Source organism: Rheinheimera texasensis DSM 17496 (genome assembly GCF_000711985.1).
Taxonomy (GTDB): Bacteria; Pseudomonadota; Gammaproteobacteria; order Enterobacterales; family Alteromonadaceae; genus Pararheinheimera; species Pararheinheimera texasensis.
On the sequence record NZ_JONU01000008.1, the window covers coordinates 609550 to 631825 of the forward strand.

The window sequence follows — 22276 nt, forward strand, 5'->3', positions numbered from 1 at the left end:
ATATTTCGAGGTAAGCATGGTCAGGGTCCGGCACTCACACAGCACGGAATACAACGCCGGGGAAACCTCGGCCTGGCTGATTTCTTTGGGGCTCAGTGAGAAAAAAATCGCTTGTCTGCTGGCGGCAGGCGAGTGGCTGAATCAGCAGGAACTGACCGAAGCGACTTGTCCGCAAGTGCGCACCGGCTGGGAAATGGTTGAGATCCTGGCGGATTTACGCATGGATAAAGATGCCCTGACCGCAGCCCTATTGTTTCCGTTGATTGAAGCCAGACTGTTGGATGTGACCGCGCTCGACGCTCATTTCGATGCACCGGTTTGCAACATGCTGCATGCAGTGGACCAAATGGAGGCTATCCGCACCATTCCGGTCGGGCCAAACCAAACGCCAAATGCACAGCAAGCTGACAACCTGCGTAAAATGCTGCTTACCATGGTCGAAGACGTACGCGCCGTGGTGATCAAACTGGCCGCACAAATCTGTTATCTGCGGGATGTTAAAAACGCCGATGAAGAAACCCGTGTGCTGGCCGCCAAACAAACCAATGCAATCTTTGCCCCGCTGGCAAACCGGCTGGGGATTGGTCAGCTGAAATGGGAATTGGAAGATTTAGCTTTCCGTTATCTGCATCCGCAAATCTACAAAAAAATCGCCAGTCAGCTTGAAGAGAAACGCCTCGATCGCGAACAATATATGCGCGATTTTGTGCAGGCAGTGCGCGACAAGATGGCCGTCGAAAAGCTTGATTGCGAGGTCTATGGCCGGCCTAAGCATATTTTCAGCATCTGGAAAAAGATGCAGAAAAAGCATCTGGCATTTGATCAACTCTACGACATCCGTGCCGTGCGGATTGTGACTGAACGGGTGCAGGATTGTTATGCCGCGCTCGGTGTTGTGCACACCAGCTGGCAGCATTTACCGAAAGAATTTGACGATTACATCGCAACGCCAAAACAAAATGGCTATCAGTCGATCCATACCGTAGTGCTGGGGCCGCAGGGCCGGCCTATTGAAATTCAAATCCGTACCCGGCAGATGCACGAAGACGCTGAACTCGGCGTCGCAGCGCACTGGCGCTACAAAGAAGGCGGACCGGCTGGCCGTGAAGGCGCGCTGGATGAGAAAATCGGCTGGTTACGAAAAATTCTGGCCTGGCAGGAAGAAGTGGTTGATTCTTCGCTGGCGGAAGAATTACGCAATCAGGTCACTGAAGACCGGGTTTATGTCTTTACGCCCAAAGGCGATATCGTCGATTTGCCCCTCGGTTCGACGCCGCTCGATTTTGCCTATTATGTACATTCCAATGTCGGCAATCGGTGTATTGGCGCCAAAATCTCCGGCCGCATTGTGCCTTTTACTTATCAGTTAAAAACCGGCGATCAGGTTGAAATTCTGACTGGTCGCGAAGCCAATCCAAGCCGCGACTGGCTGAACCCCAATCTGGGATATCTGAAATCCAGCCGGGCGCGTTCCAAAGTGCAATATTGGTTCCGACTGCAGGACCGTGACAAAAACTATGCGGCCGGCAAAGAGTTACTCGACACTGAACTGGCCCGGCTCAATGTGCCTTTAGACCAGCCGGTCAAAGTGCTGCAGCGTTTTAATGTCAATTCCATCGAAGAACTGTTGGTTGGTATTGGTGGCGGCGAGATTAAAGTCACGCAGGTCATCAATTATATCCAAAGCCTGCATAGCAAACATGACGCGCCGGAAATTGACCCGCGGCTGATCTCCAAGCCCATGCAGACACATAGCAAAAGCCATGTCGTGGTGCAGGGCGTTGGTAATTTGTTAACGCATATGGCGGGCTGCTGCCAGCCGTTGCCGGGCGATGCCATTATCGGCTACATCACGCAAGGCCGAGGCATCGCGGTGCACCGGGATGACTGTGAACAGTTTAAAAATCTGCAGGAACAACATCCGGAGCGGGTAGTGGAAGCGGCCTGGGGCGACCAGTATGCTTCAGGGTATGAAGCCAGCATCCGCATCGTCGCCCACGATCGTAACGGTTTATTGCGCGATATCACCAGTATTCTGGCCAATGAAAAAGCCAACGTGCTCAGAATGAGCAGTAACTCTGATGTGGCACGCCAGACCGCGACCATTTATATGACGCTCGAGCTGTATAACCTTGATTCACTGAACAAATTGCTGACTAAAGTCAGTCAGATTGACGATGTGATTGAAGCGAAGCGGTCGCAGTAGAATCCATGAACCGGTATCGCCTGCTGTCGCGGCGATACCGGTCGCATTCATCCCCGGAATTCAACCGATGTCAAAAAATATCAACGACTTACTCGCCATTATGGCGACATTGCGCGACCCAGAGCAGGGCTGCGCCTGGGATAAAGCTCAGACGTATCAGAGCATAGTGCCTTACACGCTGGAAGAAGCATATGAAGTGGCCGACACCATAGAACGCGGCGCTATCGATGAATTACCAGATGAACTCGGCGACCTGCTATTTCAGGTGGTGTTTTACAGCCAAATTGGTAAAGAGCAAGGCCGGTTTGACTTTGACGACTGCGTCCGTGCTATTTGCGACAAACTGATTCGCCGCCATCCGCATGTGTTTGCGGATACATCGACAGCATCAGCCGGTGCGGCACCAGCCGACGCGACCACAGCCTTAAAGGGCTGGGAAGCTATCAAAGCGGCAGAGCGCGGTGACAATGGTCAGCATAGTGTGCTGGATAATGTGCCGGCTGGCTTACCAGCGCTGACCCGGGCTTACAAGCTGCAAAAACGTTGTGCCAGTGTTGGTTTTGACTGGCCGGATTTGACCGGCTGCTGGGACAAAGTACGGGAAGAGATCTTAGAAGTTGAAGCCGAAATGGATACGCCACAACAAGATCAGGTGGCGCTGGCTGAAGAGCTCGGTGATTTGATGTTTGCGCTGGTCAATGTGGTGCGTAAAGCCGGTTTTCAGCCGGAGACTTTACTCAGAAGTGCCAATCAAAAGTTTGAGAGGCGCTTTCGCGATGTCGAAAAACAATTGTCGAACCAGGGCAAAACACCACAACAAAGTGACCTCGCTGAAATGGACGCCTTGTGGGATCAGGTCAAACGGTTACATAAAACTCAGGAATAACGCGGCCTGAACATCAACTCATTGAAATAAGCCGGCTCAACGCCGGCTTTTTGATTGAGCCTGAGCAGCGGCTTTGTTATACTTTCCGCCCGTCCTGATACCAATATCCTGCAGTCCGAAATCTTCCTGATGATTTGCGATTGCCTGATGCTATTGGTCCATTAAATTCAACGTTGTCTCAGGGGTCTCATGACTACAAGATACATCTTCGTGACGGGTGGGGTTGTCTCATCTTTAGGTAAAGGCATTGCAGCTGCATCGTTAGCGGCAATTTTAGAAGCACGTGGCCTGAAGGTAACGATCCTGAAACTGGATCCGTATATCAACGTCGATCCGGGCACCATGAGCCCTATCCAGCACGGTGAAGTCTTTGTCACCGAAGACGGCGCCGAAACCGATTTAGACTTAGGTCACTACGAGCGTTTCATCCGCACCAAGATGACCAAGCTCAACAATTTCACCCAAGGCAAGATTTATTCTGAAGTGCTGCGCCGCGAGCGCCGCGGCGACTACCTGGGTGCAACTATTCAGGTCATTCCGCATATCACCAACGAAATCAAAGCCCGTGTGGTGGCTGGTGGCGAAGGCTATGACATCGCCATCGTTGAGATTGGTGGCACTGTCGGTGATATCGAATCGCTGCCATTCCTCGAAGCCATTCGCCAGCTCGGCACTGAAATCGGCCGTGAACGTGCGCTGTTTATGCATTTAACGCTGGTGCCGTATTTAGGCACTGCCGGCGAAATCAAAACCAAGCCAACCCAGCACTCGGTGAAAGAATTACGTTCAATCGGTATTCAGCCGGATATTCTGGTGTGCCGTTCAGACCGCGCTATTCCAACCAACGAAAAAGCCAAAATTGCGCTCTTCACCAACGTGGAAGAGCGTGCGGTTATTTCGTTAAAAGACGTCTCCAGCATCTACCAAATCCCAGCGCTGCTGAAGTCACAGGGCCTCGACGATTTAGTGGTCCGTCGTTTCTACATGACTTGCCCTGAAGCAGACCTGACCGAATGGGAACAGGTGCTGTATCAGGAAAGCAACCCGACCGGCGAAGTCACCATTGGTATGGTTGGCAAATATGTTGAATTAAAAGACGCCTACAAATCAGTCAACGAAGCGCTGAATCACGCCGGTCTGAAAAACCGTCTGACGGTTAATATCAAATACATCGATTCACAGGATGTTGAGACCAAAGGCCCAACGATCCTTGCTGGCCTTGATGGCATTCTGGTGCCGGGCGGTTTTGGCGAACGGGGTGTCGAAGGCAAAATTATCGCGGCCAAATACGCCCGCGAAAGCAAAATTCCATACCTTGGTATTTGCCTTGGCATGCAGGTCGCATTGATTGAGTTTGCCCGCAACGTGGCAGGCCTGAAAGGTGCGCATTCAACAGAGTTTAATAAGGACACGCCTTACCCGGTGGTAGGTCTTATCACCGAGTGGCTGGACAGTGCAGGTCAGGTCGAACTTCGTACTGACGATTCCGACTTAGGCGGAACTATGCGGCTGGGCAGCCAAAACTGTAACCTCAAGGCCAATACCAAAGCCCGTGAAACCTATGGTGCGGACGTCATCAGTGAACGTCACCGCCACCGGTATGAAGTGAACAATCACTTTATTCCGAAACTTGAAGAGGCTGGCCTGATTATTTCTGGTTTATCTGCGGATAATCAGTTAGTGGAAATGATTGAACTGCCGAACCATCCCTGGTTTGTCGCCGGGCAATTCCATCCGGAATTTAACTCGACGCCACGAGACGGTCATCCGTTGTTCCAGGGGTTTGTCGCCGCAGCATATAAATATCAGAAGCAACAAACGACCAAATAATGGAAAAGCCGCGACCTCGCTCGCGGCTTTTTTGCTTTGGTCTACAGGGGAATAACATGTCTGAAATTATCAATATCGTCGCCCGTGAAATTCTGGACTCGCGTGGCAATCCAACCGTTGAAGCCGATGTGTTTCTGAAAAGCGGCGTGATGGGCCGTGGTTGTGCACCATCAGGTGCTTCAACCGGTACCCGCGAAGCCTTAGAACTGCGGGATGGCGACAAAAGCCGTTATTTAGGTAAAGGCGTCCGCACTGCAGTAGCCAATATTGACGGCCCAATCAAAGCGGCGTTAGTGGGCCAGTCTGCTTATGACCAGGCTAAAGTCGACCAGATTATGATCGACCTGGACGGCACTGAGTCAAAATCAAAATTAGGTGCCAACGCCATTCTGGCTGTGTCTTTAGCTGTGGCCCGCGCAGCCGCTGCTGACAAAAAAATCCCGCTGTATCAGCACATTGCTGATTTAAACGGCACACCAGGCGTCTATTCAATGCCAGTACCGATGATGAACATCATCAACGGCGGTGAGCATGCTGATAACAACGTCGACATTCAGGAATTTATGGTGCAGCCAGTCGGTGCTAAGTCTTTTGCTGAAGCACTGCGCATGGGCGCTGAAATCTTCCACCAACTGAAAAAAGAACTGCACAGCCAGGGCTTAAATACAGCGGTGGGTGATGAAGGCGGTTTCGCACCAGATTTAAAATCAAATGAAGAAGCTTTAACGGTGATTTCTAAAGCAGTAGCTGCTGCCGGCTACACGCTTAACAAAGACATCACGTTAGCGCTGGACTGCGCGGCCTCTGAGTTCTATGTGGACGGCAAATACAAATTGTCTGGTGAAGGTAAAGAATTCACGTCTTATGAATTCAACGACTTCCTGGCGGGCCTGGCCGAGAAATTCCCAATCGTCTCGATTGAAGATGGTCTGGATGAATCAGACTGGGATGGCTGGAAAGATCTGACCAATAAAATTGGCAACAAAGTCCAGCTGGTCGGTGATGACCTGTTCGTCACCAACACCAAAATCCTGACCCGTGGTATTGAGCAGGGCATTGGCAACTCAATCCTGATCAAGTTCAACCAAATCGGTTCTTTGACTGAAACCTTAGCAGCCATCAAAATGGCAAAAGATGCTGGTTTCACTGCGGTCATTTCGCACCGTTCAGGCGAAACTGAAGATGCCTTTATCGCTGATTTAGCGGTGGGTACTGCGGCTGGTCAAATCAAAACCGGTTCATTGTGCCGTTCTGACCGTGTGTCGAAGTACAACCAGTTACTGCGCATTGAGCAGGAACTGGGTGCGAAAGCACCGTACCGCGGCCGTTCAGAGATCAAAGGCCAATAATCCTTTGATGAAGTCAAAGAGCCGGCAATTGCCGGCTCTTTGCTTGTTGCGCCTGTGAACTATGCTAGCGCAGATCCGTTTTCGCACTGGTCAAACGGCAGAGGGTTGGTTAACATTCGACCATGACAACGCAAAATCAGCTTTGGTTTAATCCGGAGCAGTCCCTGACCTATGCTGAGCTGTGCAATACCTTGTACGAGCGCGAATTGGCACGCCTGGCGTCATCTCCGCCGGAACAATTGCCGTTTTTACCGCGCCGGTTAAAAAGCCTGCCGTTTTATGTGCGCGAAGCTGCCACCCTCATCTTGCAATATCCGTCACCGCTGACGCTCGACAGCCAGAATGCCTGTTGGCTGCATAGCCAGAGCAAACAGTGTCCGGTCCCGCATGTCGATGAATCTGAGAGTATTTTTAGTTATTACAGCAAATCGGCCAAATTGGGCCTGCTGGTGCCGGTCTATGTGCAGCCACAAGGTGCCCAACAACAAGGGCTGCAGCAAATTCTGTTAGATTCAATCGATGAGATTGATCGGGAAGGCCAGCGGCTGCATTGTAACGAACATGGCTGGTTTGCCCTGGCTGGTTGGCCGCAAGAACCTGATAATCAAAACAAATTGTTATTAAAACCCAGCAAAGCCGTGTTGACGGCCGTGTGCTGTGGCCATCAGTGGCGCAACGGCGAGCGCAAAACACCACGTTTACTGAGTCTGCGAGAAATGTTGCTGGCCAGCCGGCTGAACTGGCAAAATTTCGCCAAACCTCATGCGTCTAGGGCCAATGACTTACGTCCAGGCCGCGTAAAATAAGCTGCAGGGCTTTTCAGCGCTGATGACAGCCTGCATAATACCAGCAGATTGCATTTTTGGATTTGTTATGCGGCTGTTAATTATTATCCTGTTTGCGCTGGTCTGCGCGCTGCAATATCGCTTGTGGTTCGGGCCACACAGCGTTAAAGAATATTTTAAGCATCAGGAAGAGCTGAAAGTGCATCTGGCCAGCAATCAGGAGCTGGAAAAACGCAATAAAATGCTGATGGCCGACGTTGCCGATTTACAAAGCGGCCTGGATTCTATTGAAGAACGCTCTCGCAACGAATTAGGCCTGATTAAACAAGACGAAGTGTTTTTCCGCCTGGTAGCCAAACAGGGCACTAAATGACCATTGCGATGTTGATCCCGGCGGCCGGAGTCGGCAGCCGCATGCAGGCCGACCGGCCAAAACAATATTTAACCCTCGCCAATCAAACCGTACTTGAGCATACCGCCGCTAAATTGCTGACATTGCCAGAGGCTCGCCGGTTGTTTTTAGCTTTATCGCCCAATGACCCGTATTTTCCAACGTTACCATTAGCAAAAGACCCGCGAGTGTGCCGTGTCGCTGGTGGCGCTGAGCGTGCGGATTCAGTGCTGGCCGGTCTTTTGGCAATAGACGCTGAGCAGTTTCCCTGGACTTTGGTGCATGACGCGGCCCGCCCGCTGGTGCAGCTCTCTGACATCCGGCAGCTGATCGAGGCATGCCTGCAAAGTGGGACCGGCGGTATTCTGGCGAGTCCAGTGCGCGACACAATGAAGCGGGGCTCTACCCAAACGCAAGGGCCGAGTCTGGTCGCCGAGACCGTTGAACGGCGTCAGCTCTGGCATGCACTGACGCCACAGCTGTTTCCAACTGTTTTACTGCGCGATGCGCTGCAGCGCGCCCTGGCCGCCGGTGTCGCTATTACCGACGAAGCATCGGCGATGGAGTGGGCCGGCCATCCGGTGCAGCTGATCCCCGGTCGCGCAGACAATCTTAAAATTACTCAGCCAGAGGACTTAGCTCTGGCACGCTTTTATCTGGAGCAGGCATGATCTCTTTTCGTATTGGCCACGGTTTTGATGTGCACGCTTTTGGCGGCGAAGGCCCGGTGACTTTAGGCGGCGTCAAAATCGATTATCCGCAAGGCTTGTTGGCGCATTCAGATGGTGACGTGGTGTTGCATGCTGTGTCTGATGCGCTGTTAGGCGCGGTGGCGCTCGGGGATATCGGCCATCATTTTCCCGACACTGACGCGGCTTTTAAAGGCATCGACAGCCGGATTTTATTGCGTAAAGTTTTTGCTGACGTTAAAGCGCTCGGTTATGCCATCGGCAATCTGGATGTGACCATTATGGCGCAGGCACCGAAAATGGCGCCGCATATCGAGGCGATGCGTCACGTGCTGGCGGCCGATCTGGAAACACAATTCAACCAGGTCAATGTCAAAGCCACCACCACAGAAAAACTCGGTTTTGTCGGCCGTAAAGAAGGCATTGCGGTTGAAGCTGTGGTGCTGCTGGTGAAAACTGCATGAGCGACGCAGCAACTCACATTCAGTTTCCGCCGCTGGCTTATCTGTACGGCGAACCGACCTGCCGTGCGCTGCTCAGAAGCGCGCCGGAAGATTTTATCGTTGATGAAGAACTCAGTTTCACCCCAACCGGCGCTGGTGAACATCTGTTGTTGCAGGTCGAGAAAATCGGCCAGAACACGCAGTATGTCGGCAAACAAATTGCTGAAGCTGCCGGCATTAAATCGCGTTTAGTCAGTTACGCCGGTTTAAAAGACCGCCATGCGATTACCCGGCAATGGTTTTGTTTGCCGGTGCCAATTAAGCAGGAACTGAATTATCAAGACTGGCAGATTGAAGGCGTACGGATTTTACAATCGGTGCGTCATCAGCGCCGGCTAAAAATCGGCTCGATTAAACAGAACCATTTCCGCTTGCGGCTGCGCAATGTCTCCGATGCAGCCGAGCTGGAAAAACGCCTGCAACTGATTGGTGCCGGTGTACCGAATTATTATGGTGAACAACGTTTTGGCCGCGATGGCGGTAATCTGCAGCTGGCGGAACATCTTTTTCGTGGTGGTAGCATCAGTGACCGGCAAATCCGCGGTCTGGCATTGTCGGCCAGCCGCTCGATGCTGTTTAACCATCAAGTGTCGCAGCGTTTGCAGCAGCTGGGATTTTTGACGTTGTTACCCGGCAGTGTGGTGCAGCTTGATGGCTCCGGCTCAGTGTTTCAGGTGGACCCGAGCGATAGCGACATTCAGCGCCGATTGCTGGAGCAGGATATTCATCCGACTGCAGTGTTACCGGGGATTGGCAAAGTGCTGGAGCAAGACGAAGCCCTCGCCTGGCAGCAACGGCAATTAATGCCGTGGCAGCACTGGGTGGATGGACTCGTTGCGTTGAATGTGAATACCGAACGCCGCGCGGTGCGGCTGGTGCCAAAAGCGCTGAGTTATCAATGGCAGCATGATACACTCGAGCTCAGTTTTGCCCTGCCTGCGGGTTGTTTTGCCACGTCGGTGCTGAGGGAGTTGGTGAATTATCAGGATATCCGCCGGGATATCGCTGCTCTGGAGTCCTAAATGCGGATTTTGCTCAGTAACGATGATGGTGTGTACGCCAAAGGCATTTTAGTGTTACAGCAGGCGCTGGCGGAGATAGCAACGGTCACCACCGTGGGACCAGACCGCAATTGTAGCGGTGCCAGTAATTCGCTGACCTTGCTCAACCCGCTGCGCACCCAACTCCTCGACAACGGTTTTATTGCAGTCAACGGCACGCCGACCGATTGTGTGCACTTGGCGATTAGCCAGTTGTGTGACAAAACGCCCGATTTAGTCGTCGCCGGCATTAATCATGGCGCCAATCTTGGCGATGACGTGTTGTATTCCGGCACCGTTGCCGCCGCCACTGAAGGCCGTCATCTGGGCTTACCGGCCATTGCGGTGTCGTTGGCGAGCCGGGACGAAGAACATTTTGCCACGGCCGCTTATGTCACGGTCAAAGTCATTCAACAGTTAAAATCGCACCCGTTGCCGGCTGACCAAATTCTCAATATTAATGTACCCGGTGTGCCACTGAGTGATCTCAAGGGCATTCAGGTGACCCGTCTTGGGCGGCGGCACAAGGCCGAAACCATGACCAGTACCACAGATCCCTGGGGCCGGCGGATTTTCTGGTATGGCTCGTTAGGCCCGGAGTTGGATGCCGGTGAAGGCACCGATTTTTATGCCATCGCCAATGGTTATGCCTCGGTCACACCGCTGCAAATCGACATGACGGCTTATCGCAGCTTGCAGCCACTGCAGCAATGGCTGGAAGGGATCCGCTTCTGATGGCTGTTGTAACTTCCCGCAGCGCCCAGGTGCTGGCGCAAAAACTCCAGGCCGATGGCATCAAGTCTACTGAGGTGTTGCAGGCGATTGCGCAAACGCCACGCCATCATTTTGTTGAAATGGTTTTAGCGCATAAAGCTTATGAAAACACCGCATTGCCAATTGGTCAGGGTCAGACCATTTCGCAGCCTTATATTGTCGCGCGGATGACCGAGTTGCTATTGCAGGCCAACAGCGATGGCACGTCCTGGCAGCCGAAAAAGGTGCTGGAAATCGGCACCGGCTCCGGTTACCAGACTGCCATTCTGGCGCGGTTATTTCCGCAGGTTTGTACTGTGGAGCGGATCAAGTCGCTGCAGTTTCAGGCCAAACGCCGGCTGCATCAGCTGGATTTGCATAATGTGGCGATGAAACACGGTGACGGTTGGCTGGGTTGGCAGAGTAAGGCCCCCTTTGATTGTATTATTGTCACCGCGGCACCGACCCAAGTACCGGATGCTCTATTGCATCAGCTGGTCGATGGCGGACGTTTAGTGATCCCGGTCGGCGCCCAGGAGCAAATGCTCAGGGTCTATACCCGCCAACATGATGAATATCCGTCGACCGATGTTGAAGCGGTGCGATTTGTGCCTTTGGTGCCTGGCGAACTGGCCTGATTGATTATTAGGAGATTTTTTTGCGGATTTTTCAGTGGATGTACGACAAAGCGTTGGTTTGGGCGAAGCACCGCCACGCTGAACGTTATTTGTTTGGCCTGAGCTTTACGGAATCAGTGATTTTTCCTATCCCGCCTGATGTGATGCTGGCGCCGATGGCGCTGGCGCACCCGGAACGCGCCTGGCGTCTGGCCTGGCTGACGACTTTAGCCTCAGTATTGGGTGGTATATTCGGTTACTGGCTGGGTTATTTGTTATATGAACCTGTAGTGCTGCCGGTTATTCAGTACATGGGGTATCAGGAAACTTTCGCCACAGTTGAACGCTGGTTTAACGAATATGGCGTCTGGGTAGTGTTTATCGCTGGATTCTCTCCAATCCCGTATAAGCTGTTCACCGTCGGCGCTGGTCTGATGCATATGGCTTTTTTGCCATTTGTTATTGCATCTTTTATCGGTCGGGCCAGCCGGTTTTTCCTGGTCGCGGGCCTGATGTACTGGGGTGGTGCCAGAATGCAGGCCAAGCTGCGCGAAATCGTCGATATCTTAGGCTGGGGCACTGTGGCTCTCGGCGGTATTGCGTATCTGATTTATGGCTGATTCTTTGCAACAAGTTCAGGCTGGTTACAGCGCGGCGCGTGTCAGTCAGGCCGGGCTGACCCTTTGGCTGTGTTTGCTGCTATCGGGCTGTGGTGTCAACAGCAGCCCGGCGCCGGTCGACAGCTGGCAGAGCCGCAAGGCGACCAACAAAACCTTGCAGGCAGATACCTATCAGGTGAAAAGCGGCGATACGCTGTTCTCAATTGCATTTCGCAATGGCATGGATTATCGGAGCCTTGCAAGGCTGAACCACATTGCCGAACCCTATACTATTTATGTTGGCCAAATTTTGGTTGTTTCAAACAATAGTACAGAGTCTGGTAGTGGGCGTAATCTAGTTACAACAAGCCTCAAATCAAATAAGAACTATTCAAATTCAAACAGTTCCGACACTGCATCAAAAAGCGCTAAAGTAGTTGCACCGCAAAATCAAAAGCGTTATGGTCAAAATGAACGGGTCGAAGAACCCGAAAAAACCGCAAACAGTACCATTAATGGAAACGTTCGGCAATGGCATTGGCCAGTGAAAGGCCCGATATTGGCGAAATTTTCCAGTCAGGAACACGGTAACAAAGGTCTTGATATTGGTGGTGCTTACGGGACACCGGTTAAAGCGGCAGCAGCAGGTCAGGTGGTATACGCCGGCAATGCACTGCGGGGTTATGGCAACTTAATTATCATTAAACATAATGACGATTTTTTAAGTGCTTATGCCCACAATCACCGTTTATTGGTGAAAGAGCGCGAATCGGTGGCAGCAGGACAGACCATCGCTGAAATGGGCAATTCCGATGCAGACCGTGTTCAACTGCATTTTGAAATCCGCTATCGGGGAAAATCTGTCGATCCGCTGCGTTATCTGAAATAAATAACAGCACACAATCGCATCATTGAAGAATGGATTTCTGGCACTGACGCGTGACCCTTGCAGATCTGGGAGACGGATATGGGACAAAAAGACGAAGATGAAGTAGTTGATTTCAAGGAAGCGGAATTGACAGAAGACGTGGCGATGCTGGATGACGAATCAGCAGAGCCGGATATGGCAAGCCTCGCCACTGAAGAAGACAATACACCTGACGATGTGTTCACCCGTGACGACAGTCAACGCGCGATGGACGCCACACAAATCTACCTCGGCGAAATCGGATTCTCGCCGCTACTCAGCGCCGAAGAAGAAGTCTACTTTTCCCGCTTAGCCTTACGAGGCGACGCAGCCGCCCGCAAACGCATGATTGAAAGTAATTTACGACTGGTGGTGAAAATCGCCCGGCGTTATATCAATCGAGGTTTAGCGCTGCTTGATTTGATTGAAGAAGGCAATTTGGGCCTGATTCGCGCTGTGGAAAAATTTGATCCGGAACGCGGTTTCCGTTTCTCCACTTATGCCACCTGGTGGATCCGCCAGACCATTGAACGCGCCATTATGAATCAGACCCGGACCATCCGGTTACCGATTCATGTGGTGAAAGAACTGAATATTTACCTGCGTGCAGCCCGCGAGTTATCGCAGCGGCTGGACCATGAACCGACGCCGGAAGAAATTGCCGCCGCTTTAGACCGTCCGGTCGAAGAAGTGCGCAAAATGCTGAAACTGAATGAAAAAATCACCTCAGTTGACACGCCGGTGGCCGGATCTTCGGAAAAACAACTGCTGGATATTCTGGCGGATGAAAAAGAGTTAGGACCGGAAACTGAACTGCAGGATGCTGATATCCGGCAGCATTTGGTGGTTTGGCTGGAAGAACTGAACCCAAAACAACGTGAAGTGTTGGCCCGGCGTTTTGGTCTACTTGGTTACGAGCCTTCGACTTTAGAAGATGTGGGCCGCGAAATTGGCCTGACCCGTGAACGGGTGCGGCAAATTCAGGTCGAGGCGCTACGCCGGCTGCGGGAAATCGTCACGCATCAGGGGTTGAATATCGAGACGCTGTTTCAGGAGTGACCTGAGAATGGCTTAGAAAAAGCGGGCAATGCCCGCTTTTTGCTTTTGTACTGCCATAAAACAGCCAAGCAACATCGCCCGCAGACAACTTCACTTTACAAGAATTCTCCCACGCTTCGGTTAAAGCTCAGCCTTTGCTTTACGCTGGCACAGCCTTTGCTCCATCTGCATTATCTGCGCGTTTTTGCACCAAAACAGCGTGCCAGGGATACAGACGCAGAGATACCGGACAAATAGCGGAGTGGTAGCATGGGGCAGAGTTTCAGCGGATATCCGCAATTACCTGATTGTTTCGATGAGCTGGTTTCGCCAGCAGGCACAGCAAGAGCGCCGGCCACGGCAATCGCCCGTTTTATTGAGCGCCATGGCACTACTGAATTATTACGTCGCCAACAGCAACTGGACCAGACTATTCGCAGCATGGGCGTGTGTTTCACCTTATATAGTGAAGGCCAGAATATCGACCGCGCCTGGCCGCTGGACGTCATGCCCCGCACTATTCCACTCAGCGAATGGCGCCGCACCAGTGCCGGCCTGATGCAAAGGCTGCAGGCACTGAATCTGTTTATCGATGATTTGTACCACGACCAGCGCATTTTACGCGCAGGCATAGTGCCGGCTGAGCTGGTGCTGCAGTCGCGAAATTTTCTTGCACCATGTCGGGGCGTGTCGCCCCCTTTTGGCGTCTGGTCCCATATTTGTGGCACCGATTTAGTTCGCGACGGGCAAGGTCAGTTTTTGGTGCTGGAAGATAATTTACGGGTACCGAGCGGTGTGTCTTATATGCTGGAAAACCGCACAGTGATGAAACGGGTGTTTCCGGAGCTGTTCGCCGATTCGACCATAGTACCGGTAGATGATTATCCGCATCAGTTGTGGAAAATGCTGGCGTCGCTCTCACCAAGGCCTGGCGACGTGCCTTGTATCGTGTTACTGACGCCAGGCATTTATAACTCGGCCTATTTTGAGCACAGTTATCTGGCGCAGCAAATGGGTATTGAACTGGTTGAAAATACCGACTTGCAGGTGGACGCAGACGGCGTGTATTTACGGACGCTCAATGGTTTGCAACGGGTGGATGTGATTTACCGCCGCGTCGACGACATTTTCCTCGACCCGACTGTGTTCCGGCCTGACTCCGTGCTTGGTGTACCCGGCTTATTTCAGGCCTGGGCCAAAGGCCAGGTGGCTATTGCTAACGCGCCGGGTTCCGGTGTTGCCGATGACAAAGTCATTTATGCCTATGTGCCGCAAATTATTGAATATTACCTTGGCGAAAAACCATTGATTGACAACGTACCGACTTATCTGTGCTCCGATGAACAACAACGGGCTTATGTGCTGGCCAATCTCGACCAGCTCGTGGTGAAGCCTGCTAATGAGTCCGGTGGCTATGGCATTTTGATTGGGCCGCGCGCCACAGATGCGGAGCGGGCATTGATGGCAGAGGCTATCGCGAAAGACCCGCGTAATTTCGTCGCCCAGCCCACTTTACAATTATCAACCGCGCCGACTTTGTGTGACGGCGTGCTGGAGCCGCGCCATCTGGATCTGCGGCCATTTGTGCTGCAGGGGCGGGATTTGTATTGCAGTACCGGCGGGTTAAGCCGGGTCGCACTGCGTCGGGGCTCGCTGGTCGTCAATTCATCGCAGGGTGGCGGCAGCAAAGATACCTGGATCATCAATGATGAGGTGTAAAGCATGTTATTAAAATCGCTAGATCACGTATTTTGGCTCGGTCGTTATCTGGAACGGCTCGATGATACCGCGCGGCTGATCAATGCCACTAGTCATGTGTTGATTGACAGTCATCAGGACACTCAATTTGGCTGGCCGATATTGCTTGAGGTGCTGGGGCAGGACAGCGCAGCCTTGTTGCAGAAATTTCAGCAAGGCGACACACCGCTGACGCTGGCTGAAACCGAAAGGGCAGTGATGGCTTGCCTGATTAACGCGCCGGACAGCCCGGTGTCTATCCGCGCCACCTGCGCGGCATTAAAACAAAATGCCAGGACGCTTCGGCCTTTAATTCCCCGTGATATGTGGGAGGAACTGAATGCGCTGGATTTGTTTTTGCAGCAACATTGCAGTACTGCAGTGAGCCGCCAGCAGCGTTATCAGCTGATGGCCGAAGTCAGCCGGCGCTGTCAGATGGTGGTCGGTGTGCTCGATGGCACTATGCTGCGCGGTGATGCTTTTGATGTATTTAATATTGGTCGCCATCTGGAGCGGGCGGACATGACGACCCGCATTATGGATGTGCTGGTGTTACAGCAATTACAGCCGACTCAAATCAAAAGACCGAAATTCCGCTGGTTGTCGGTGCTGAATGCGCTGGGCGGGATGGAGTCCTATCAATATTATCTGGCGCACCAAAAAGGCGATGTCGATGCCATCGATTATCTGCTGACCTATGCGGATTTTCCGCGCTCAATCAGTTATTGTCTAAACCGGGTGGCAGCTTCGGCTAAAACGCTGCCGCATGCCGGCGCCATTCTCGCACAGCTGCAACAAGTGCAGGCTTTGCTGAAGCCACAAGCGCTGTCTGAGTTATCGACGGTGCAGTTGCATAGTCTGATTGATGAACTGCAGGCTGGCATCATTGGCCTGCATCAACAAATTCTGGAGCCATGCCTGCAGCCGGTAGCTGTGGTGCAATTGTCGGCCTGAACCTGACAAGGATCTGTAGTGACAGCATTTGAACCGGAACACCGGGCACGGCTGATGCAATGGCTGACGGCACAGCAGGCCGGCTTGCCGGTGTTGTATCGCGAATTACAGCAACAGTTGCGCGAAAATGCCGCTGGATTCGGTACTGTGTCGTCGCCCCAGCGTCAGCTTGACCCTTTACCATTATTGGTCAGCGAGCTTGATTGGCGTCAGCTGGAGGCCGGCATGTTGCAGCGGCAAAAATTGCTGCAGATAGTGCTGGCAGATCTGTATGGGCCACAGCAATACATCCGGCCTGATTTGTTACCGGCCGAAGCGGTGTTTCGCTCGCCGGCGTTTTTAATGAGTGCGGTCGGCTTAGTTGCGGCGCCGGCAGACTGGTTGCCGTTATTCAGTCTGGATCTGGTGCAGTCAACGACAGGGCAGTGGCAGGTGCTGCGGGACCATGCGTTATTGCCAGCGGGTCTTGGTTATCTGGTTGAACACCGGCTGGCCTTTAATCAGCTGGCTCCGGTGCAAGCCTTGGATCTGCCCAAAGCGCAAATCGCCTGTTTTTACCGGCGTTTACAGCAAAGCCTGCAAGACCCCGGAGCTCTGTCAGCGACAGCGCCGGCGTTGTCGGGGCTTTGGATCACCTCTGTACATAGCAGTCATTATTTTGAGCAGGCATATCTGGCCAATTATCTGGATGTGGCTGTGGTGCATGGCGCTGACTTAACCTTCCGTGACGGTGCGCTGTGGCTGAAAACCCTGACAGGACTAAAGCCGATTGCCGCTCTGCTGCGTTATCAGCCGGATGCACAAACAGACCCGCTGGAGCTGGAACCGGCAGCTGGCGGCTGTGCCGGTCTATTGCAAAGCATCCGGCAGCAGCAGCTTTGTTGTCTGAACCCGCCTGGCAGCAGTGTGCTGGATACCGGCGTGTTACAACCTTTTTTACCGGCTTTATGTCAGGCGCTGCTTGGCGAGCCTTTATTACTGGCCCAGCCCGACACGTTGTGGCTGGGGCATCCTGAACAGTTGCAGCAGTTTCTTGCTGCGCCGACCCGCTTTCACTTGCGCCGGATCAGCTCTCAGCAGCAGTTTGTGCCGGCTTCGCTCGAACCTCCGGCGCTGCAGGCCTTGCTCCGTCAGCTGCAGCGGGATAGTGCGGACTACATTGCCACTGAGTCCTTATCACTGCAGCAGGAGCCTTGCTGGCAGCCTGGCTCCGGTAATTATCACGCATACACAAGCTTGCGGCTGTTTAGTCTGCACAATGAAAAGCTGCCCGGTATGGTGTTGCCTGGTGGTTATGCTCAGATAACTGCTGATCCCTTGCAACTGCAGTCCGGCGAGTCATCGGGTTTGCAGCGGGTCAAAGATGTTTGGGTGTTGGCTGACAGGGGGCTAACGGCCAGTCTGTTGCAAAGTAGCAGCGGCGCGCTGGACTTGTCACGCCACAGCGGGCTGGTGACCAGCCGGGTGGCAGACCATTTGTTTTGGCTGGGGCGATACAATGAGCGACTCAATCAGATTTGCCGCGCTTTACGCACAGCGTTGTCGCTGGTCAATGCCGGTACCGGTGCGGCAGAGCTGCAGGATGTCGCGCCCTTGTTGCAATTTTGCCGGCAAGCGAATGGCTTAGCGGGCGAGGCGACGGACCTGGACGAGCTGTTACAGCAATTATTTGACCCGGCGCAGCCGGGTAGTCTGTTTGCTATTTTGCAAGCGTTATTGTTCAACGCACAGTCGGCGCGGGAATATTTTGCCGCGGACACCTGGCTGGTTCTCGACAAATTACAACAGGCACTGTGCGCTCTGCCGGCATTACAGCAGCAAGATCCTGCTTTACTGCTGTCGGGCCCTTGTTTACGTCAGCTCGATGACATCATATTGCTGCAAACCGCGTTGTATGGCCTGAGCAATGAAACCATGAGCCGGACTCAGGCACTGCGGCTGATGGATTTGGGTCAGCATATTGAACGCGGCTTGCAGACGGCCGCGTTATTACAGGCGGTGTTTGTACGCTCGCAAGGTGCACCCAGGGCATCGGCGGTGCTTATGGAAGCGGTGTTACGTCTGGCAGATACCGTGAACACCTATCGGCGGCGTTATCGCAGTCAATTGCATCCGCTGGCCGTGATTGACCTACTGGTGTTTGACGACAGCACACCGCGCTCGGTGGGATATCAGTGTCTGCGTATTCAGCGCCAGTGCGCCGATTTACCCAAGCTTGCCGCGCAACCTGGTTTGTCAGCGGAACAACGGCTGGCGCTGGAACTGGTCACTTTGCTGCAACTGACTGAACCGCAATCGTTGTTTGATGCAGAGCAGGGTGCTACACCGGCACTTGGTTTGCTGCTCAGTCAAATCCAGCACCGGTTAAAATTGTTGTCCGACAGTATTACGTTGTCTTATTTCAACCATGCGCCGCCGAGCAGCAGCTGGCAGAGTTTTTAAGGATGGACATGAGTTTTGGCATTGCGGAGGTCCGGTGCGTTATCAACTGAGTCATCTGACCCGTTATCAGTATCAAAGGCCGATCGCAAACAGCTATAACCTGACTTGCCTGCAGCCGAGGCAATTGCCCTGGCAACAAGTACTGGATGTCCAGCTGAAGGTCACGCCAATGCCTTGTACCCAATACTCTCACGTGGATTTATTTGGCAATCAGCGCCAGTTTTTGCATCTGTTGGCGCCGCATCAGGACATGACAGTGCAGTTGCAGGCGCAGATTGACGTTCATCCCCGGCAGTTGGCGGCCCAACTCGGTGACGGCTTGTCACTGACCGATGCGACTGAGCATCGGCAGCTGACCGACCCTGTGGTCGCTTTATGCCGCCATGCCAGCCGCAATATTCCGTTGCTGGCGGATGCTGCTGCACTCTGGCAGCAGGTGTACCGGGCGGATCTGTCGATGCTGCAAAATGTTGCTTTACTCAATCAGCTGATTTATCAGGAATTTCAATATGATCCTGAATTCAGCACTGTGGTCACGCCGATTGCGGATGTCTTGCAGCACAAGCGCGGTGTTTGTCAGGATTTTGCCCAGCTGGCGATCAGCTGTTTACGCAGTCAGGGCGTTGCCGCCCGTTACGTCAGTGGTTATCTGGAGACTCGCCCGCCGCCGGGGCAGCCACGCCTGCAGGGAGCTGATGCGTCGCATGCCTGGTTTGCGGTATTTGACCCCAGACTTGGTTGGGTGGATTTTGACCCGACGAATAATGTGCTGGCGGATGTACAGCATCTGACACTGGCTTTTGGCCGCGATTATGCTGATGTAGTGCCATTAAAAGGTGTGCTGCAGGGCATTGGCGAGCATCAGTTGCAGGTCGCAGTTGATGTGCTGGCGCTGGACTAAAAAACGGTACCAGCATAGCAGCTGGCACCGTTTTTTAATGCGGGCTATTTAAAGCTGGCGTTTGAGGGCGAACAATAAATCGAGTGCCTGCCTTGGTGTCAGGTCATCCGGATCAACTTCGGCCAGTTGCGTCAGTACCGGATGTGGGGTTGGTTCGGCAAACAAATCAGCCTGCGCCGGCTGCGCCGGCTGCGCCGCCTTCACGGCGTTGTCCGCTTTTGGCTGCTGTTGCTCCAGAGCCGCGAGTTTACGCTGCGCCTGCTGGATCACGATTTTGGGAACGCCAGCCAACTGCGCGACCTGCAGACCATAGCTTTTACTAGCTGCACCCGGCTGCACCTGATGCATGAACACAATATGTTCATCATGTTCAACCGCATCCAGATGGATATTGGCAACACCACTCAGCAATGAAGGTAAATCCGTCAGCTCAAAATAATGCGTAGCAAATAAGGTCAGTGCTTTGAGTTTGGTGGCGAGATACTCGGCACAGGCCCAGGCCAATGACAAACCGTCATAAGTACTGGTGCCGCGGCCGATTTCGTCCATTAACACCAGGCTTTGTGCGGTGGCATGGTGCAAAATAGTCGCGGTTTCAGTCATTTCCACCATAAAGGTCGAACGGCCGGACGCCAGGTCGTCCGAAGCACCGACCCGGGTAAAGATCCGGTCCACCGGCCCCAAAGTGGCCGTTTGTGCCGGCACAAAACTACCGATATAAGCCATCAACACTATCAAGGCCGCCTGGCGCATATAAGTCGATTTACCGCCCATGTTCGGGCCTGTCACCACCAACAAATGCCGCTTCGGTGTCAGTTCCAGCGGGTTGGCAATAAAAGGCTCAGTGGTCATCTGCTCCACAACCGGATGACGGCCTTGCTCGATATGGATACCGGTCTCTGCCACCAGTCTCGGTTGGCAGTAATTCAGTCGTACCGCGCGTTCGGCAAAGTTGGTCAGTACGTCCAGTTCCGACAAACTGGCCGCGAGTTGCTGCAGCGCGGCTAAATCCGGTGCAATCAAATCAAACAGTTGTTCATACAGCTGTTTTTCAAGGGCGAGCGCTTTACTTTCGCTGCCTAGTACCTTGTCTTCATATTCCTTTAGTTCCGGAATAATGTAACGCTCGTTGTTTTTCAACGTCTGACGGCGGATGTAGTCCGGCGGCACTGCATCTGCTGCTGCGCGGCCGGTTTCGATGTAATAACCGGCGACTTTATTAAATCCAACTTTGAGCGACGCAATGCCGGTACGGGCTTTTTCGCGTTGTTCCAGCTGTTCCAGATAATCGGTCGCACCTTTGGCTAAAGCCCGCCATTGGTCCAGCTCCGCTGAATAACCTTCGGCGATGACGCCGCCATCGCGGATCAGCACCGGTGGGTTGTCAATAATGGCGCGTTCTAATAATTCCGTCAGGGCCGGCATTGGTTCGCAGTCTGCAGCCAGTTGCTGTAAGCGTTGGCTTTGCAGCTGACTTAGCAATGGTGTCAGTTCCGGTAGTTGCTGCAGCGCCTGACGTAACCTGGCGAAATCGCGTGGCCGTGCGCTACGCAGTGCCAACCGGGCGACAATTCGTTCAATGTCACCAATCTGTTTCAGCAGTGGTTGTAACTCGGCATCATATTGCTGCAGTTCGCTGACGGCCAGATGGCGCGCTGTGATAATGGCCTGATCGCGCAGCGGGGCATGGATCCAACGTTTTAATAAGCGGCTGCCCATCGCGGTCTGACATTGGTCGAGCACTGCAGCAAGAGAATGCGCATATTGGCCGTTTAAGGTCTGAGTCAGTTCCAGATTACGCCGCGTCGCGGCGTCCAGCACTATATGATCGCTGTGCTTTTCTAAGGAAATACTGCGTAAATGCGGTAGATTGGCACGTTGAGTATCTTTGACATATTGCAGCAGGCAGCCGGCCGCCATCAGACCAAAGCGGGCGTCCTGCACGCCAAAACTTTGTAAATCGCGCGTGCCGAATTGCTGGCACAAAGCACGTTCAGCGCTGCTTTGTTCAAAATCCCATACCGGCCGGCGGCGCGCGCCTTTACGGGCCAACACTAATTCCGGTAGCGGCTGGTCTTCACAATATAATAATTCAGCCGGATTCAGCCGTTGTAACAGCGCGGCGAGGTCGTCCAGGGCTGGTAATTCAGTCAGGACAAAACGGCCGGCACTTAAATCCAGGTACGCCAGGCCAAATTGTTGTTTATGCTGATAAACAGCAGCAAGCAAAGTGTCCTGGCGTTCTTGCAGTAAAGCTTCATCGGTGACTGTGCCGGGAGTCACGACCCGCACCACTTTGCGATCAACCGGGCCTTTGCTGGTCGCCGGATCGCCAACCTGTTCACAAATCGCTACGGATTCGCCGAGCTGTACCAGCCGCGCCAGATAGTTTTCCACTGCGTGATGCGGCACGCCGGCCATAGGGATTGGTGCTCCGGCCGACTGACCGCGTTTGGTCAGCGAGATATCCAGCAACGCCGCTGCTTTTTTTGCATCGTCATAAAACAGCTCATAAAAATCGCCCATCCGGTAAAACAATAAAATCTCCGGATTCTCTGCTTTGAGCGCGAGGTATTGTTGCATCATCGGCGTATGGGCAGTTGTCGCTTGCCCGGTCTGGATTTCTGACGGCATAATTAAAATTCTGAT

At 53.1% G+C, this 22276-nt stretch carries 19 protein-coding genes; 18 read left to right on the plus strand and 1 reads right to left on the minus strand.

All coding sequences use genetic code 11. The features are described from left to right. Positions 1-16: 16 nt before the first annotated feature. The 18 genes from relA to Q399_RS0108760 all read left to right on the plus strand — a co-directional run bounded on the left by relA (position 17) and on the right by Q399_RS0108760 (position 19627). The gene (gene relA / locus Q399_RS0108675; protein WP_031567830.1) at positions 17-2206 is read left to right on the plus strand and encodes a GTP diphosphokinase; all 2190 of its coding nucleotides are present in this window, start codon (positions 17-19) and stop codon (positions 2204-2206) included. 67 nt (positions 2207-2273) lie between these two features. Beyond that, positions 2274-3092, plus strand: a complete 819-nt coding sequence (gene mazG, locus Q399_RS0108680) for a nucleoside triphosphate pyrophosphohydrolase (RefSeq protein WP_031567832.1) — start codon at positions 2274-2276, stop codon at positions 3090-3092. Between the two features lie 189 nt (positions 3093-3281). After that, complete coding sequence (locus Q399_RS0108685; RefSeq protein ID WP_031567834.1) at positions 3282-4922, plus strand: CTP synthase; 1641 nt, start codon at positions 3282-3284, stop codon at positions 4920-4922. Between the two features lie 56 nt (positions 4923-4978). After that, positions 4979-6271, plus strand: a complete 1293-nt coding sequence (eno, locus tag Q399_RS0108690) for a phosphopyruvate hydratase (RefSeq protein WP_031567836.1) — start codon at positions 4979-4981, stop codon at positions 6269-6271. Positions 6272-6393: 122 nt separating this feature from the next. Then, the gene (locus Q399_RS0108695; RefSeq protein WP_051685853.1) at positions 6394-7077 is read left to right on the plus strand and encodes a hypothetical protein; all 684 of its coding nucleotides are present in this window, start codon (positions 6394-6396) and stop codon (positions 7075-7077) included. A 67-nt stretch (positions 7078-7144) separates the two neighbouring features. After that, positions 7145-7429 carry a cell division protein FtsB gene (gene ftsB / locus Q399_RS0108700; RefSeq protein ID WP_031567841.1) on the plus strand — a complete coding sequence of 95 codons (285 nt, stop codon included), beginning with the start codon at positions 7145-7147 and terminating at the stop codon, positions 7427-7429. Continuing rightward, positions 7426-8118, plus strand: a complete 693-nt coding sequence (gene ispD, locus Q399_RS0108705) for a 2-C-methyl-D-erythritol 4-phosphate cytidylyltransferase (protein WP_031567843.1) — start codon at positions 7426-7428, stop codon at positions 8116-8118. The genes ftsB and ispD overlap by 4 nt, the downstream gene beginning before the upstream one ends. After that, the gene (gene ispF / locus Q399_RS0108710; RefSeq protein ID WP_031567846.1) at positions 8115-8600 is read left to right on the plus strand and encodes a 2-C-methyl-D-erythritol 2,4-cyclodiphosphate synthase; all 486 of its coding nucleotides are present in this window, start codon (positions 8115-8117) and stop codon (positions 8598-8600) included. Before ispD ends, ispF begins: the two co-directional genes overlap by 4 nt. Then, on the plus strand, positions 8597-9661 hold the full coding sequence (gene truD / locus Q399_RS0108715) for a tRNA pseudouridine(13) synthase TruD (RefSeq protein ID WP_031567848.1): 1065 nt from the start codon (positions 8597-8599) through the stop codon (positions 9659-9661). Before ispF ends, truD begins: the two co-directional genes overlap by 4 nt. Beyond that, positions 9662-10414, plus strand: coding sequence for a 5'/3'-nucleotidase SurE (gene surE / locus Q399_RS0108720; protein WP_031567850.1), 753 nt, complete (start codon positions 9662-9664; stop codon positions 10412-10414). Then, a complete protein-coding gene (locus Q399_RS0108725) occupies positions 10414-11070 on the plus strand; it encodes a protein-L-isoaspartate(D-aspartate) O-methyltransferase (RefSeq protein ID WP_031567852.1) in 657 nt (218 codons plus the stop codon). Before surE ends, Q399_RS0108725 begins: the two co-directional genes overlap by 1 nt. Positions 11071-11090: 20 nt before the next feature. Continuing rightward, on the plus strand, positions 11091-11669 hold the full coding sequence (locus Q399_RS0108730; protein WP_031567854.1) for a YqaA family protein: 579 nt from the start codon (positions 11091-11093) through the stop codon (positions 11667-11669). 154 nt (positions 11670-11823) lie between these two features. Beyond that, complete coding sequence (locus Q399_RS0108735) at positions 11824-12537, plus strand: peptidoglycan DD-metalloendopeptidase family protein (protein WP_245612861.1); 714 nt, start codon at positions 11824-11826, stop codon at positions 12535-12537. A gap of 78 nt (positions 12538-12615) precedes the next feature. Continuing rightward, positions 12616-13614, plus strand: a complete 999-nt coding sequence (rpoS, locus tag Q399_RS0108740; RefSeq protein WP_031567858.1) for an RNA polymerase sigma factor RpoS — start codon at positions 12616-12618, stop codon at positions 13612-13614. A gap of 249 nt (positions 13615-13863) precedes the next feature. Next, positions 13864-15312: a circularly permuted type 2 ATP-grasp protein gene (locus Q399_RS0108745; protein ID WP_031567859.1), complete on the plus strand. Its 1449-nt coding sequence runs from the start codon at positions 13864-13866 to the stop codon at positions 15310-15312. A gap of 3 nt (positions 15313-15315) precedes the next feature. After that, positions 15316-16284 carry an alpha-E domain-containing protein gene (locus tag Q399_RS0108750; RefSeq protein ID WP_031567860.1) on the plus strand — a complete coding sequence of 323 codons (969 nt, stop codon included), beginning with the start codon at positions 15316-15318 and terminating at the stop codon, positions 16282-16284. Positions 16285-16302: 18 nt separating this feature from the next. Then, a complete protein-coding gene (locus Q399_RS0108755) occupies positions 16303-18726 on the plus strand; it encodes a circularly permuted type 2 ATP-grasp protein (RefSeq protein ID WP_031567861.1) in 2424 nt (807 codons plus the stop codon). A gap of 34 nt (positions 18727-18760) precedes the next feature. Then, positions 18761-19627: a transglutaminase family protein gene (locus Q399_RS0108760; RefSeq protein WP_031567862.1), complete on the plus strand. Its 867-nt coding sequence runs from the start codon at positions 18761-18763 to the stop codon at positions 19625-19627. Positions 19628-19675: 48 nt separating this feature from the next. Here Q399_RS0108760 and mutS read toward each other — a convergent pair whose 3' ends face one another. Next, positions 19676-22261 (minus strand): DNA mismatch repair protein MutS, encoded by a 2586-nt coding sequence (gene mutS, locus Q399_RS0108765; RefSeq protein WP_031567863.1) that lies wholly within the window; start codon positions 22259-22261, stop codon positions 19676-19678. Between the last annotated feature and the right edge of the window lie 15 nt (positions 22262-22276).